This is a genomic window from Pseudomonas syringae group sp. J248-6, assembly GCF_032586995.1.
In the GTDB taxonomy this organism is placed as follows: Bacteria; Pseudomonadota; Gammaproteobacteria; order Pseudomonadales; family Pseudomonadaceae; genus Aquipseudomonas; species Aquipseudomonas amygdali.
Genome location: NZ_JAWHOP010000014.1, coordinates 114,421 through 129,574 on the forward strand (window position 1 = coordinate 114,421; position 15,154 = coordinate 129,574).

A 15,154-nucleotide genomic window follows, 5' to 3' on the forward strand; every position below is an offset into this window, starting at 1 on the left:
CATCTCCTTGAATTCGATGCTGGGGCTTATGCCCCGATCACGTTTTGACCACATACACGTAGAACCTGACCGCTCACCGCGCCGCTGCCCGGCTGGCTGAACCACGCCACGGCTTCGGCAACATCCTGTGGCGAACCGCCCTGACCGAGCGAACTCATGCGCCGTCCTGCCTCACGCAGGGTGAACGGCATGTGCGCGGTCATTTTCGTTTCGATGAAGCCAGGTGCGACGGCGTTGATGCTGATGCCGCGTGATCTGAGCCCGGGGGCCATCGCCTTGGCAAAACCGATCAGACCGGCCTTGCTGGTGGTGTAGTTGGTTTGCCCGCGATTACCGGCAATGCCGCTGATCGAAGCCATGAGCACAATCCGCGCGTTGTCCTTCAGCGCACCGGCGTCGAGAAGCACCTGAGTCAGCACTTGCGGAGCGTTGAGGTTGACCGCCAGTACCGAGTCCCAGAAGTCCTCCGGCATGTTGACCAGCGTCTTGTCACGCGTGATGCCAGCGTTATGCACCAGTATGTCGACGCCGTCCGGCAGGTGTTCAAGCAACTGCGCAGGAGCATCCGCCGCGCAGATATCCAGCGCCAGTGCCTGGCCGCCAAGCCGCGAGGCCAGTGCTTCCAGTTCGTTTTTGGTCTGTGGCACGTCCAGCAGAATGACCTGCGCGCCATCACGGGTCAGGGTCTCGGCAATCGACGCACCGATGCCGCGCGCCGCGCCAGTCACCACTGCCTTGCGTCCGGCCAGTGGGCGAGTCCAATCCTGCACTTTGCCCGGACAGGCGCTCAGGTGAACAAACTGACCGGAGATGAACGCAGCCTTGGGCGTCAGGAAGAAGCGCAAGGCGCCCTCCAGCTGATCCTGCGCGTCGTCATCCACTTGCAGCAGCTTGACCGTTGCGCCGTTGCGCACTTCCTTGGCCAGCGAGCGGCTGAAACCTACGATGGCCTGTTGAGTGCTGGCCGCCAGCGGATCAGCGAGTGTCTCGGGGGCTTTGCCGAGGATCACCACATGCGCGCAGTGATCGAGATTGCGCAGCAGCGGCTGAAAGAAATCCCGCAACTGCCTGAGCTGCTCGGTGCGCAGGATCTGGCTGGCGTCGAACACCACAGCTTTCAGGCGCGGCCCCTGGTTGGACACCCAGGTGGTGGCGCCAGGCATGTCACTGCCAAAACTGTACAGCGAGTCGGTCAGACGGCTGGCGAACTGGCGGACCTGATCACCCAGCGGCCCGGCACTGATCAGCAGCGTGCCTTCTACAGGACGAAGCCGGCCGGCCTGCCAGCGCTCCAGGTGGGTGGGGGCGGGCAGACCGACGGCATTCACCAGGCGCCGACCCATGTCGGAATTGGCGAAATCAATATAGCGATCTGACGGCATGGAACACTCTCCTGAAGTCGGGGTTCAAAGGAATGGACCACGGTGGCATGACGTTTGTTCTTGCGATCGACACGGCTCATCCATTCGCTTGAAGAAAGGGAGTTTTCCATGACGCATCCTCGTCGGGTCGCCATCGTTGGCGGTAACCGCATTCCGTTCGCCCGCTCCAATGGCCCTTACGCCACTGCCAGCAATCAGGACATGCTCACTGCCGCTCTGGAGGGGCTGATCGAGCGCTTCAATCTGCACGGGTTGCGCATGGGCGAGGTAGTGACAGGCGCGGTGCTCAAGCACTCCAGAGACTTCAACCTGACCCGCGAATGCGTGCTGGGCTCGCGACTGTCGGCGCAGACCCCGGCGTATGACATTCAGCAAGCCTGCGGTACGGGGCTGGAAGCCGCGTTGCTGGTGGCCAACAAAATCGCGCTGGGGCAGATCGAGTGCGGCATTGCCGGGGGCGTGGACACCACGTCGGATGCGCCGATAGGTGTCAATGAAGGGCTGCGCAAGATTCTGTTACAGGTTAATCGCAGCAAGACACCGGGCGACAAAATCAAGGCCCTGATGCAATTGCGCCCACACCACCTCAAGCCGGAGCTGCCCCGTAACGGCGAGCCACGTACGCGGTTGTCGATGGGCCAGCATTGCGAGCTGATGGCGCAGAACTGGGGCATAGAGCGCGGGGCGCAGGATCAACTGGCGCTTGAGAGCCATCTGAAAATGGCCGCAGCCTACGCCGAGGGCTGGCAGGATGACTTGATGACGCCGTATCTGGGGCTGATCCGTGACAACAACCTGCGCCCTGACCTGACCCTCGAAAAGCTGGCTGGCCTCAAGCCCGCATTCGAGCGAAGTGCCAAGGGCACGCTGTCGGCCGGCAACTCGACGCCGCTGACCGACGGCGCGTCGGTGGTATTGCTGGCCAGTGAAGAGTGGGCTCGCGAGCGCGGCCTGCCGGTGCTGGCCTACTGGCGGGATGGCGAGGCCGCAGCGGTGGATTTCGTCAACGGTGCAGAAGGGCTGCTGATGGCCCCGGCCTACGCCGTTCCGCGCCTGCTGGCGCGCAATGGCCTGACCCTTCAGGATTTTGATTACTACGAAATTCACGAAGCCTTCGCCGCGCAGGTGCTGTGCACCCTCAAGGCCTGGGAAGACGCTGATTACTGCAAAACCCGTCTGGGACTGGACGCGCCGCTAGGGTCGATTGACCGCAGCAAACTGAACGTCAAGGGCAGCTCGCTGGCAGCCGGACATCCGTTCGCCGCAACCGGAGGCCGTATCGTCGCCAACCTGGCCAAACTGCTCGATGCAGCAGGCAGCGGGCGTGGATTGATTTCGATCTGCGCAGCAGGCGGCCAGGGTGTTACGGCGATTCTGGAGCGTTAGGCAAATACTGGAGGCATGGGCATAATCCAGAGCGGAAAAGGACGGTACGTCTGAAGAGATATGACGCAGAGCGTCATGAACGGCATGCCAACGCGGAGCATTGGCACGATAAGGTTCTTCTGGACACCTCTCGTTCCTCACGCTCCAGCGTGGGAATGCATTTCGTGACGCTCCGCGTCACACCCGTGCGCGGGATGAACAGTCAGCACTATTGGCCTGTAACGTCGAGGTAAAACATGGGGCTCATCATTGGGGTATCGGTGCTTCTGATTCTGATCGGCACGGTGCTCTATCTGTTCGACAAAGGCGCGCGGACCCGCTGGCTGAGGCCCTATATCGGCCTGGCGCTGATTGGTTTGCTGGTCGGCGGGATGGGCTTGCTGGTGGGGCTGGTTTCCGATGAAATCGAAAGTTATTTCCTGCTGGTTGCCAAATGGGTGATCGCTGTGACCGGTATCATGTTTTGCCTGCGGCTGATCATACTGATCGCCAGGCGCTTCATCGTCAGAAATTGAGCGTGCAATCCGCCCATGTGTGACAGGACAACGTGGAAAATCACTTCAAGTTTCTGACCTTGCCCAAGACATCGGGCGAGGTCGCCAACGTCTTCATTCACGGCTATTCGTCAGGGCATGATCTGGACGACCGGCGCATGCTGGCCAACAGTATTCCTGGTGCCTTGCGCCAAAGCGTGAATATTCTGGCGTTCTGGCCATCCAGCCATTTCACCCAGATGGACAACCGTTCCCGTGGCCTGTTGATGGCCGCCGCCCGAGTGCATCCGTTGGCGGGCGCAGCCGCGCTGGCGGGAGACCGCGTCGTTCATTTTGCGCGCATCCGCAACCGGGCTCGCGATATGGGCAAAGTGTTGCTGGCACAACTGGACCGCTATCTGTTCGAACATCATCCGGACGTAAAACAGGTCAACCTGATCGGCCATTCACTGGGCGGACGACTATTGGTCAGCGCGCTCAAGAACCTGCAACAGACGCCCGAACACGGGCTGGTGGTGGGCGATGTGTTGCTGATGGCTGCTGCGGTGCGCATTGAGGCGGCCGAGGCCGAAGTGTTGAAGCAGAAAATCAGCGGGCGATTGATCAACGCTTACTCCAGCGAAGACCACGTGCTGTTGCTGAATCTGGGCGAGAAGAGCCTGGGACGCACGCCTGTCGAGCATTTCGAGAATGTGCGGATGCAGGGTTATCGCCATCACCATTACTGGAGACGTTTGCAGGAAGTGCTGATCGCAACTCGCTTCAGCGGCTGTGAAGGACTGGAAACCGGTGTGGCCGTTTTACCGACAGTCACCCGCGACCCGGTGTTGCAGGACATCTGGCTACACAGCGTTCTGGCCCGCTCCCCAGACTACGTGGTGGAGGCGGCCATCAAGCATTTGTGCAGCAGTCGATGGACGCGCCTCAAGGCCACCGAAGCGGATCGCACCTACGCATTTGTGCGCGAATTCCAGCTGGTCGCCGGACACTTTCTGATCAATGCCGCCCGGCGTCGAGGCGTGCCCTATACGAGAGTGCTGGGCATGCTGGCGCGGCAGTACGGCCTGAGTGATTCGCTGCACCAGTGTGCGACGGTGGTTGAAGTGGAGGAACTGCTGCTCAGAACGTTCTTTCGCCATGCGTTCAACAGCGCGCACCCGCTGGTGCAGATGCCACGCGCCAGTGTCAGCGCGATGAGCTGGGAGGTGTATGCCGCACATGTCGATGCACTGGCCGAGCGTTTGACCGTAGCTGCATTCTTCAAGCCCGCGCAGGCCGAGAAAGCTCCCGGCACGATCAAAGGGTTGCTGGGCGCAATTCGCCAGGCACCGGTGCAGCGCCTGCTGACGCACTTTGGCACGGCGCTCAGGCCGGGTTATTCAGCGTTGATCCCGACAGTGGCAATCGTCTTTTACGCGCGCGTCACGCTGGGCGATGACGCGCTGATGTAACGGCGGTCAGGCGGCCTGGGCTTCTTCCAGCGCGGCCTGCGAAAGCTGCTGGCGATGACGACTGGCGTAGCTCTCGGCGATGATCGAGCAGACGATCAACTGCATCGGGTGGTAGATCATGATCGGTAACAGGATCAGGCCCAGCCCCGGATTGCTGCCGAAGATCAACGCTGCCATCGGCGCCCCCGCTGCAAGCGACTTTTTGGTGGCGCAGAACACCGCCGCGACCTTGTCGGCATGATCGAACTTGAGCGCCCGTGCGGTGCGCGTGGTCATCAACAGGATCACCGCCAGCAGCAGCGCGGTGCCGATGAATGCGGTCAGGATCACGCTGTTGCCCTGGCTCTGCCACATGCCGGAAATCATCGAGTTGCAGAACGCCGCGTACACCAGCAGCAGTATCACCAGCTTGTCGATCAGGTTGGTGTACTTCTTGTGACGGGCGAAAAACTTGCCCAGCAACGGCCGCATTAGCTGGCCAAGCACCAGTGGCAGCAGGAGCATGGCGCACAGGTCGAGCAGTGTATCGCCCAGATCGATCCCGCCAGCGCCGGTGCCGACCACCAGGCTGACCAGCCACGGGGTGATGAAAATCCCGATGACGCTGGACATGCTGGCGTTGAGAATCGCTGCCGGGACATTGCCGCCTGCGCTGCCGGTCAGTGCCACCGAAGACGAAATGGTCGAGGGCAGGGCGCACAGGTAGAGAAAACCCAGCATCAGCAGCGCCGGCACATACGAGCCCAGCAGTTTTTGGCACGCCAGCCAGATCAGCGGAAACACCACAAACGTGAAGACCTGAATCATCACGTGCAGCCGCCAGTTGGTCAGCCCTCGTTTGATCTGCTCGCTGGACAGGTTCACGCCATGCAGAAAGAACACCACGAACACGCCGATGTTGATGACGTATTCAGCGTGCATGCTGCCGCCGGTAGCACCGAAACGCGGGAAGAAGTAGGCGAGCACCGTCGCCAGAACCATGCCCCACAGGAACCAGTCGGTGGCGACGCGCTTGAAATGTTTGAGTGATTGCATGACGGCCCCGGACAACTTTTGTAAACAAGGATGTACGCAGGCTACTCTGTTGCATAACAGCCGTCTTGCGACATAAGGCCATAAGATGCCGACTAACGGACAGATCGATCAGCGACATCCCACTGGCGAGCGGCAGATACCGGCACTGTCCGGTCTGCCGCGCCCACTGTATGCCCGCGCTGAAAGCCTCAGCGCCGGTTCGTGGACGCCGCCCCATCGTCACGACTGGGTGCAGTTTTCCTACGCGATCAGCGGGGTATTGGGTGTGCACACCGCCGAGGGCAGTTTTTTTGCACCGCCACAGTGGGGCGTCTGGGTGCCTGCGGGGCTTGAGCACGAGGTCGTGACCTCCATGCGTGCCGAAATGCGCAGCCTGTACATTCGCACGGCTGATTCGGGCTGGGCACCACAGCGTTGCCGGGTGCTGGAAGTCACGCCGCTGGCCCGCGAACTGATCAAGAGCTTCTGTCTGTTGCCCGTGGACTATCCCGAGCAGGACAGCCATGAGGCGCGGCTGGTGCAGGTATTGCTGGACCAACTGGCGCACTTGCCGGAAGTCGGTTTTTCGCTGCCGTTACCGCGTCACCCGCGTTTGCTGAGCCTGTGCAACGAGTTGATCGAAGAACCGGGCCAGTTGATTACCCTGCACGACTGGGCGGCACGTCTCGGCACATCCGAGAAAACCCTGATGCGCCTGTTTCAGCGGGAAACCGGGTTGAGCTTTCGTGGCTGGCGTCAGCGCGCACGATTGCTGTCTTCACTTTCTGCACTGGAAGAGGGCGCCAGTGTGACCCATACCGCGCTGGCCTGTGGTTATGACTCGACGTCGGCTTTCATCGCTGCGTTCAAGGGCTTGTTCGGCTATACGCCCGGTGATTTGTTCAAGTAACGCCGGGTTGTATTGCGCACTAACGAGTGCATCTAATGAAGATTTTTCGGGCTTTACACGTTTTGTCCCGGAATATCTTTTATCGCCTGTACGGCACGAAAGGTGCTTTAAACCGGGGGATTGCGTGGTTTTTGCTTAAAAAACCTTTCAATCCAAAGGCCACTACCCCTACTCGCTGGCGGAGGATTGCCGTATAACGGCAACAATCGCGTATCTGGCAACAAAGGACCCACAATAAAAGCTGATGAAAACTCCTAAACGCATTGAACCCCTGATCGAAGACGGTCTGGTCGACGAGGTGCTGCGCCCGCTCATGAGTGGTAAAGAGGCAGCTGTTTATGTGGTGCGCTGTGGCAATGAGCTGCGGTGTGCCAAGGTTTACAAGGAGGCTAACAAACGCAGTTTCCGTCAGGCGGCCGAGTATCAGGAAGGTCGCAAGGTACGCAACAGTCGCCAGGCCCGCGCTATGGCGAAAGGCTCGAAGTTCGGGCGCAAGGAAACCGAAGACGCCTGGCAGAACGCCGAAGTGGCTGCACTGTTTCGTCTGGCCAGCGCGGGTGTCCGGGTGCCCAAGCCGTACGACTTCCTGGAAGGCGTACTGCTCATGGAACTGGTGGCCGACGAATATGGTGACGCCGCGCCGCGCCTGAACGACGTGGTGCTGGAGCCGGATCAGGCGCGCGAGTATCACGCGTTCCTGATCGAACAGATCGTGCTGATGCTGTGTTCCGGTCTGGTGCACGGTGACCTTTCCGAGTTCAACGTGCTGCTGGCACCGTCCGGCCCGGTCATCATCGACTTGCCACAAGCGGTCGATGCAGCGGGCAACAACCACGCGTTCAGCATGCTGGAGCGTGACGTTGGCAACATGGCGCTGTACTTCGGCCGCTTCGCGCCGGAACTCAGAAAGACCAAGTACGCCAAGGAAATGTGGTCGTACTACGAGGCAGGCACTTTGTCGCCCGCCACGGTGTTGACCGGTGAATTCGACGAGCCGGAGGACGAAGCCGATGTGGGCGGCGTACTGCGCGAAATCGAAGCCGCCCGTCTCGACGAGGCTCGCCGTCAGGCAGCTCGTGCGGCAGACGATGCGCCACCGAGCAAATCCACCGAAGAACCACCGCCGCCGTGGATGCAGTAAAAACTGACTGACTCTCGTGCAATGCTCTGCGTCGCCGTGTGACGCAGAGCGTCACGAACTGCATTCCGACGCTGGAGCGTGCGGAACGATGATCTCAACTATCGTGCGACGCTCTGCGTCGCATGCAGTTCTGGACGCTCTGCGTCCGCTCTTGAGCGGCAGGCACCTCAATCAACAACACCCTCCCGACGCCAGGTCCTTGAGGATCGGGCAGTCGGGGCGGTCGTCGCCGTGGCAGTGTTCTACCAGTTCCTGAAGCGTATCGCGCAGGCTCGCCAGTTCGTCGATCTTCTGATTCAACTGCACGATGTGCTGACGGGCCAGTGCCTTGACGTCGGCGCTGGCGCGTTGGCGGTCTTGCCAGAGGGTCAGCAGTTTGCCGACTTCCTCCAGCGAGAACCCCAGGTCTCTCGAGCGTTTGATGAACGCCAGCGTGTGTAAATCGTCGGCGCTGTACAGGCGATAGCCGCTGTCGCTGCGATGTGCCGCTTGCAGCAGGCCGATGGATTCGTAGTAGCGGATCATCTTCGCGCTCAAGCCACTGCTTTTCGCCGCCTGACCGATGTTCATGGCGTGTCCTCCAGATCACGGGGTTTCCAGGTTTTCAGCAGCAGCGCATTGCTCACCACGCTGACACTGGACAGCGCCATGGCCGCGCCAGCCAGTACCGGGTTGAGGTAGCCCAGCGCCGCGAGGGGAATGCCGATCAGGTTGTAGACAAATGCCCAGAACAGGTTCTGGCGGATCTTTGCGTAGGTTCGCCGGCTGATGTCCAGCGCCGCCGGAACCAGTCGCGGGTCGCCGCGCATCAAGGTGATGCCTGCTGCATGCATCGCGACGTCCGTTCCGCCGCCCATCGCAATACCCACATCCGCAGCCGCCAGCGCCGGTGCATCGTTGATGCCGTCACCGACCATGGCAACCACATGGTGGCTTTTCAGCTGGGTGACGGTGGCCGCCTTGTCGGCAGGCAGCACTTCGGCATGTACATCGTGTATCCCCAAGGCCTTGGCGACTACTTGAGCGCTGCCACGGTTATCGCCGGTCAGCAGATGGCTGGTAATGCCGCGCGCGTTCAACGCCTTGATCGCCTGATCCGTTCCGGGCTTAACTGTGTCACCAAAGGCAAACATGCCGATGACCTTCGGCTCCGGAGCCTGCTCGATGAGCCAGGACAGCGTTCGCCCTTCGGCTTCCCAGATACGCGCAGATTCGGCCAGTTCGCCGATGGGCAGGCTGCTTTCATCCAGCAGGCGTCGATTGCCCAGCGCCAGTTCACGGCCCTGAACGGTGCCCGCTATGCCCCGGCCGCTCAGGGCATGGCTGTTTTCGGCTGCATCGAGCTTGAGTTGCCATTCATGACACACATCCAGCACTGCTTTGGCCAAGGGGTGTTCACTGCCGCGTTGCAGTGCGCCCGCCAGTTGCAACAGGTGTTCTTCATTGCCCGACACCGCACTCATGTTGGTGATGCGCGGCGTGCCCGCGGTCAGCGTGCCGGTCTTGTCGAATACCACGGCATCCACAGCGTGGGCGCGCTCCAGTGCCTCTGCATCCTTGATCAGAATGCCGTAGCGCGCCGCCACGCCGGTTCCGGCCATGATCGCTGTAGGTGTCGCAAGGCCCAGAGAGCAGGGGCAGGCAATCACCAATACGGCGACCGCATTGATCAGCGCCACTTCAAGCGAGGCCCCAGCCAGCAGCCAGCCTGCCAGCGTGAAAAAGGCAATCCCCAGTACAGTGGGCACAAACACCTTGCTGACTTTATCCACCAGTTTCTGGATCGGGGCCTTGCCCGCCTGGGCGTCTTCGACCAGACGAATGATGCGCGCCAGAACGGTTTCCGCGCCCAGCGCAGTGGTTCTCACCAGCAACTGGCCTTCGCCGTTGATGGCACCCCCCGTGACCTTGTCACCCGCCTGCTTGGCCACCGGCAGGCTTTCACCGGTAATCAGCGCTTCATCGGCATGGCTGCGGCCTTCGACCACTTCGCCGTCCACCGGAAACCGTTCGCCAGGTTTGACCAGCACCTCATCGCCAAGCTGCAGTGAGCTGATCGCGATGTCCTGTTCAAGGCCGTCGACCACGCGCAGCGCGCGTTCCGGGCGTAGTGCCTCAAGGGCTCGAATGGCGCTGGCCGTCTGACGCTTGGCGCGGCTTTCCAGGTATTTACCCAACAGCACCAGCGCGATGACCACCGCCGATGCTTCGAAATACAGATGCGGCGTTGTGCCGGGTGCAGCACTCAGCCATTGATAGACGCTCAAGCCGTAGCCCGCGCTGGTGCCGATGGCGACCAGCAGGTCCATATTGCCTGCGCCGGCGCGCACGGCCTTCCAGGCGGCCAGATAAAAACGCGCGCCCAGAACGAATTGCACCGGTGTCGCCAGCGCGAATTGCGCCCAGGCGGGCAGCATCCAGTGCACGCCCAGCGGCGTCAGTAACATTGGCGCGATCAACGGCAGTGCCAGCGCGATGGCCAACAGCAGGGCCCATCGTTCGTTGTGCAGGTGGCGTGCTTTCTGGTCAGCTTCGGCGTGGCGATCCTCAACCAGCGTTGCGCTGTAACCGGCACGGCTGACGGCGTCGATCAGGGTTTGCGGATCGGTCTGGGCTGCGGTGTCTACATGGGCGCGTTCATTGGCCAGGTTCACCGTCACACTGTTGACCCCCGGCACTTTGGCCAGAGCACGCTCGACCCGACCCGCACAACTGGCGCAGGTCATGCCGCTGATCGGCAGGTCGAAGGTGGTGGTTTGTTGCATGTGAATCACTCCCTGAGGCTGGATACCTGCAAGGATCAACCTTGCCACATGGGCAAGGTCAAGCGCGAATCAATAGTTGAGGTCGGCTTTCTTGAGGTACATGCCGTTCAGGTCCGCGGCGATACGGTATTTGAGGATATCGCCCGAGCGTAGCTGGATCTTGGTACTGCGCGGCGCTTCCATTCCCGGTTCGCAGCCCACCACGGTGCCACGCAGGGTGCTCAGTCTTATCGACACTTCACCGGGAGGCAGGTTGAAAGACACCGAGTCCTCCTGAAAAAGTCTCCCGGCCAGACGGTCCTGCACATAGATGCCGATCTCACAGGAGGTCGCGACTTCCAGGCGCTCTCGGGAAATGATCAGGATGCCGTAATCCTGATCGGCCTGAGTGGCGGGTGCGATAGCCAAGAAACCGAGAATGCTGAAGAGGCTCACTGCTGACCAGCGCATCGCTGATACTCCTGATGTAAACGTTGATGAGTCAGCTTGGCTCACGATCTGCCTGAATACCAGCCCGGCAGCGATAACAGAAACTTGACCTTGCCATCATGACAAGGTTGAAGATGCTCGCTATCCATCAATAAGGGAGTGACACCATGCAGTTATTCAATGTTCAAGGCATGACCTGCGGGCACTGTGTTCGTGCGGTGATTCAGGCGATCAAGAATGACGACCCAGGCGCTGATGTTCAGGTTGAACTGGCCAGCAAGCAGGTGAAGGTGCAAAGCAGTCTGTCACCCGAGCAAATCGTCAGGTTGATCAGCGAAGAGGGTTATCAGGCGCAGCCGGCATGACGCGGGTCAGGGAGACCGGAGCGGTCTCCCTGTCTGTAAACTTTGAAAAATTTTGAATTAATTACCGTGTCCTTCGTTCTCTGCAAGGTAAGCCGGTTAGACTAACCCGTTGCCCTGCACCCGTTAATGGACACCCGATGAATCTACGCACAATCCTTATTCTTGGCTCATTGAGTGCCTTCGGCCCTCTGGCCATCGACTTCTATCTTCCTGGCTTTCCGGCCATGGCCTCGTATTTCGGGACCGACGAAAAACATATTCAGTTGACCCTCGCGGCTTACTTTCTTGGGCTTTCCCTGGGACAACTGGCCTATGGTCCGGTGGCTGACCGATTCGGTCGGCGCATTCCGCTGCTGTTCGGCGTGACCTTGTTCATGCTCGCATCGATAGCCTGCGCCTTTGCGCCGAGCCTTGAATGGCTGATTGGTGCGCGCTTCGTGCAGGCGCTGGGTGGCTGTGCCGGAATGGTCTTGTCGCGCGCCATCGTTAGCGACAAGTGCAACGCTGTCGAGTCGGCCAAGGTCTTCTCGCAACTGATGCTGGTCATGGGCCTGGCACCGATTCTGGCACCCATGCTTGGCGGAGTACTGGTCAGCACCTTTGGCTGGCAATCGATCTTTGTCAGCCTGGCGCTTTTCAGTGGTGCCTGCCTGGCGGCGGTTGCACTGGGGCTGCCGGAAAGCATGCCCGCCAGCACGCCTCGTCAGCCGTTGAGTGGCGCATTTCGCCAATACGTCAACCTGCTGCAGGACCGCGTCTTCATCGGCCATGCCCTGACGGGCGGCATTGCCATGGCCGGAATGTTCGCTTACGTCGCCGGGTCGCCGTTCGTGTTCATCAAGCTGTACGGCGTACCAGCCGAGCATTACGGCTGGCTGTTCGGGATGAACGCGGCGGGTTTCATTCTGGTCGCGCAGATCAATGCGCGTCTGCTGCGCAAGACGGGGCCGGCATTTTTGCTGTCACGCACGGTCTGGATCTATCTGACCGCGGCGCTGGTGTTGCTGGCGATCAGCTTGCTGCGCACCGAAGCGCTTTGGCCGCTGCTGGTGCCATTGTTCATTTGCGTGGCAAGCCTTGGGTGCATCATCCCCAATGCGTCGGCCTGCGCCATGAGCGGCCAGTGGGCGCGTGCGGGCAGTGCCTCGGCGCTGCTGGGTTGTCTGCAATTCAGTGTTGCCGCCGTCGCCGCCAGCCTGGTGGGCTTTTTGCATGACGGCACGGCCACACCCATGGCGCTGGTTATCAGCCTGTGCGGTGTGCTGACGGTCGGCCTTTCGGTACTGACACGCCGTGCGCAAGGCACGCGGGATGCGCAGGCGAAGCCGGTCTGATCCGGCGCAATGGTTGTGTCAGTCACGCGATGCGCTGACACAACCATCTCGCGTTCAGAACCCTTCCAGTACGACCTTGCCCTTGGCCTTGCCACTTTCCAGCAGGGCATGAGCGCGGCGCAGATTCTCTGCGTTGATGCTGCCGAAGTGCTCACCAAAAGTGGTTTTCAGCGTTCCGGCGTCGATCAGCTCGGCTACCCGGTTGAGCAGGTTGTGCTGTTCGATCATGTCCTCGGTTTCAAACATCGACCGCGTGTACATGAACTCCCAGTGCAGCGACAGGCTCTTGCGCTTGAGCTTCGACACATCCAGTGACTTGGGATCGTCGATCAGCGCCAGCTTGCCTTGTGGCTTGAGCGCCTCGACCAACTGGTCCAGATGCTGTTCGGTCTGGGTCAGGCTGGCCACATGGGTCACCTGATTCAGGCCGACGCGTTTCAGTTCTTCGCTCAACGGTTTGCTGTGGTCCAGCACCTCGTGTGCGCCCAGTTCGCGTACCCAGCTTTCGGTCTCGGGCCGGGAAGCGGTGCCGATGACTTTCAGGGAAGTCAGCTGACGTGCCAACTGGGTAAGGATCGAACCTACACCGCCCGCTGCACCGACGATCAGCAGGCTGTGCGAGCCTTCGCCTTTTTGCTGAGCGATCTGCAGGCGCTCGAACAACAGCTCCCAGGCAGTGATCGCCGTCAACGGCAACGCCGCCGCATGGGCAAAGCTCAGGGTTTTCGGCATATGCCCGACAATACGCTCGTCGACCACATGCAGTTCGCTGTTGCCACCCGGCCGGGTCAGGGAGCCGGCATAGAACACTTTGTCACCCGGCTTGAACAGCGTGACCTGGCTACCCACCGCTTTCACGACGCCTGCCACATCCCAGCCCAGTACCTTCGGAGCGCCGCCCTCGGGCTGGACGTTCTGGCGAATTTTGGTGTCCACCGGGTTGACGGAGATGGCCTTGACCTCGACCAGCAGATCACGAGCGCCAGCCACCGGTTCAGGCAGTTCGATGTCCTGCAATGACAGTGCGTCGCTGATCGGCAGCGAGTGGTAATACGCGATTGCTTTCATGACGGGCCTCTTCAGGAAAAATGATAAAGAGATCATTGGCTATTTCCAGTAAAGATAAAACCCGCTAAAACGGCAGGCTCTTTCAATTTTATTTTGATAATACGAGGCATTGATGTTGCGTTTTGACGACTTGCAGTTGTTCGTTCGTGCAGCCGACCTGGGCAGTCTTTCTGCTGCGGCGCGGGTGATGGACATGTCTGCGGCGGTTGCCAGCGCGGCGCTCAAACGCATTGAACGGCAATTGGGTGCGCGCTTGCTGGCACGTTCGACCCGCAGCCTGCGTCTGACCGCCGAAGGCGAGGGGTTTCTGGAGTATGCCCGCGCCGCACTGGGCAGTCTGGAAGAGGGGCGGCGACTGCTGGCCAGCAGCCAGGACCGTTGTGAGGGCGTGTTGCAACTCTCGGCACCGTCGGATCTGGGACGTAACGTGCTGTTGCCCTGGCTCGACGAATTTCAGCAGCAACACCCGCAACTGACCGTGCGCCTATTGTTGGGTGATCGTATTGCCGACCTGTTCCGCCAGCCGGTCGATGTGGCGCTGCGTTACGGCGAGCCAGAGGATTCAAGCCTGGTCGCATTGCCGGTGTTGCCTGACAACCGGCGGGTGTTGTGTGCCGCGCCGAGTTACCTGCAACGTCATGGCGAACCGCAGCAGGTTGAGCAACTGGCGCAGCATAATTGCCTGTTGTTCATGCTCGGGGACCGCGTGCATGACCGCTGGACGCTGAATGACGGTAAGCGCGAAATCAGCCTGACGGTCAGCGGCAACCGGTTCAGTGACGACGCAGATGTAGTGCGCCGCTGGGCAGTAGCGGGCGAAGGTGTGGCGTACAAATCCTGGCTGGACGTCGCCGCAGATGTACGGGCCGGGCACCTGAAAGTATTGATGCCAGATTTGATCGGCGAGCGAGCGCCGCTGAACCTGTTATGCGCGCACCGGGCGCAGCTCAGCAAGCCGGTCATTCTGTTGCTGGAAATGCTCAGGTCACGTTGTAAGCAACAGGCTGTAGGTCCGTCACCCGTTGGTTTGTTTTAATAGCCACGTCCGGGTAGGAAATAACCTTCGGAAGTGTCGGAAAATATAATATTTTAAAGTGTTTCAACGGTGCAAAGTTTCAACTCTCAGGCGAAGTTGAAACTGACTGTTGTTGAGTGGTTTTGGCGTTTTTGTCATGGGTATTACGCTTGTTTTTTCAATGTCTTTTTGAAGTAATGGTTGAAACCCCTTTGCTAGAGGGGGGTCGCCGTTAAGGCAGGAAGATCTTCCTGCCGATGGGGCGAGAAAGAAACGTTCGATTTTTCGAGATGTTGTACAACAACAGTTTGTACGAATCGTTTTTCGCCCACTGGGGCCGAAGGGCATAGAGTTTATACTTGTCATTTCATATAAGAACCACGTTCAACTCTACCGAGGC

At 60.1% G+C, this 15,154-nt stretch carries 14 protein-coding genes; 8 read left to right on the top strand and 6 right to left on the bottom strand.

What is annotated here, in order from left to right; genetic code table 11:
- Positions 1-26 precede the first annotated feature (26 nt).
- Positions 27-1,382 carry a 3-oxoacyl-ACP reductase gene (locus tag RYC17_RS18400; protein WP_316903998.1) on the bottom strand — a complete coding sequence of 452 codons (1,356 nt, stop codon included), beginning with the start codon at positions 1,380-1,382 and terminating at the stop codon, positions 27-29.
- Positions 1,383-1,490: 108 nt separating this feature from the next.
- Here RYC17_RS18400 and RYC17_RS18405 point away from each other — a divergent pair, with 108 nt between their 5' ends.
- From RYC17_RS18405 to RYC17_RS18415, 3 genes are all read left to right on the top strand, one after another.
- On the top strand, positions 1,491-2,768 hold the full coding sequence (locus tag RYC17_RS18405; RefSeq protein WP_005731173.1) for an acetyl-CoA C-acetyltransferase: 1,278 nt from the start codon (positions 1,491-1,493) through the stop codon (positions 2,766-2,768).
- Positions 2,769-3,004: 236 nt separating this feature from the next.
- Positions 3,005-3,283: a hypothetical protein gene (locus RYC17_RS18410; protein WP_316904000.1), complete on the top strand. Its 279-nt coding sequence runs from the start codon at positions 3,005-3,007 to the stop codon at positions 3,281-3,283.
- Between the two features lie 32 nt (positions 3,284-3,315).
- On the top strand, positions 3,316-4,713 hold the full coding sequence (locus tag RYC17_RS18415; protein WP_316904002.1) for a DUF726 domain-containing protein: 1,398 nt from the start codon (positions 3,316-3,318) through the stop codon (positions 4,711-4,713).
- Between the two features lie 6 nt (positions 4,714-4,719).
- Here the strand turns inward: RYC17_RS18415 and RYC17_RS18420 are convergent, their stop codons facing one another.
- Positions 4,720-5,748, bottom strand: coding sequence for a bile acid:sodium symporter family protein (locus tag RYC17_RS18420; RefSeq protein WP_058400861.1), 1,029 nt, complete (start codon positions 5,746-5,748; stop codon positions 4,720-4,722).
- Positions 5,749-5,833: 85 nt separating this feature from the next.
- Between RYC17_RS18420 and RYC17_RS18425 the strand changes: the two genes are divergently transcribed.
- Positions 5,834-6,637 (top strand): AraC family transcriptional regulator, encoded by an 804-nt coding sequence (locus RYC17_RS18425; protein ID WP_002555534.1) that lies wholly within the window; start codon positions 5,834-5,836, stop codon positions 6,635-6,637.
- Between the two features lie 244 nt (positions 6,638-6,881).
- Positions 6,882-7,778 carry a PA4780 family RIO1-like protein kinase gene (locus tag RYC17_RS18430; RefSeq protein ID WP_002555533.1) on the top strand — a complete coding sequence of 299 codons (897 nt, stop codon included), beginning with the start codon at positions 6,882-6,884 and terminating at the stop codon, positions 7,776-7,778.
- A gap of 171 nt (positions 7,779-7,949) precedes the next feature.
- On the opposite strand, the gene cueR is transcribed toward RYC17_RS18430, so the two are convergent.
- The 3 genes from cueR to RYC17_RS18445 all read right to left on the bottom strand — a co-directional run bounded on the left by cueR (position 7,950) and on the right by RYC17_RS18445 (position 10,993).
- Positions 7,950-8,348: a Cu(I)-responsive transcriptional regulator gene (gene cueR / locus RYC17_RS18435; protein ID WP_005742930.1), complete on the bottom strand. Its 399-nt coding sequence runs from the start codon at positions 8,346-8,348 to the stop codon at positions 7,950-7,952.
- Positions 8,345-10,543 carry a heavy metal translocating P-type ATPase gene (locus RYC17_RS18440; protein ID WP_316904004.1) on the bottom strand — a complete coding sequence of 733 codons (2,199 nt, stop codon included), beginning with the start codon at positions 10,541-10,543 and terminating at the stop codon, positions 8,345-8,347. The genes cueR and RYC17_RS18440 overlap by 4 nt, the downstream gene beginning before the upstream one ends.
- A gap of 69 nt (positions 10,544-10,612) precedes the next feature.
- Positions 10,613-10,993 (bottom strand): hypothetical protein, encoded by a 381-nt coding sequence (locus RYC17_RS18445; protein WP_002555530.1) that lies wholly within the window; start codon positions 10,991-10,993, stop codon positions 10,613-10,615.
- Positions 10,994-11,139: 146 nt separating this feature from the next.
- Here RYC17_RS18445 and RYC17_RS18450 point away from each other — a divergent pair, with 146 nt between their 5' ends.
- On the top strand, positions 11,140-11,337 hold the full coding sequence (locus RYC17_RS18450; RefSeq protein ID WP_058407831.1) for a heavy-metal-associated domain-containing protein: 198 nt from the start codon (positions 11,140-11,142) through the stop codon (positions 11,335-11,337).
- Positions 11,338-11,474: 137 nt separating this feature from the next.
- Entirely contained in the window at positions 11,475-12,671 is a 1,197-nt protein-coding gene (locus RYC17_RS18455; RefSeq protein ID WP_058400858.1) for a multidrug effflux MFS transporter, read from the top strand.
- 54 nt (positions 12,672-12,725) lie between these two features.
- Here RYC17_RS18455 and RYC17_RS18460 read toward each other — a convergent pair whose 3' ends face one another.
- Positions 12,726-13,739, bottom strand: coding sequence for a zinc-binding alcohol dehydrogenase family protein (locus tag RYC17_RS18460; RefSeq protein WP_316904006.1), 1,014 nt, complete (start codon positions 13,737-13,739; stop codon positions 12,726-12,728).
- Between the two features lie 112 nt (positions 13,740-13,851).
- On the opposite strand from RYC17_RS18460, the gene RYC17_RS18465 reads away from it, so the two are divergent.
- Positions 13,852-14,775 carry a LysR family transcriptional regulator gene (locus tag RYC17_RS18465; RefSeq protein WP_002555526.1) on the top strand — a complete coding sequence of 308 codons (924 nt, stop codon included), beginning with the start codon at positions 13,852-13,854 and terminating at the stop codon, positions 14,773-14,775.
- Positions 14,776-15,154 lie beyond the last annotated feature (379 nt).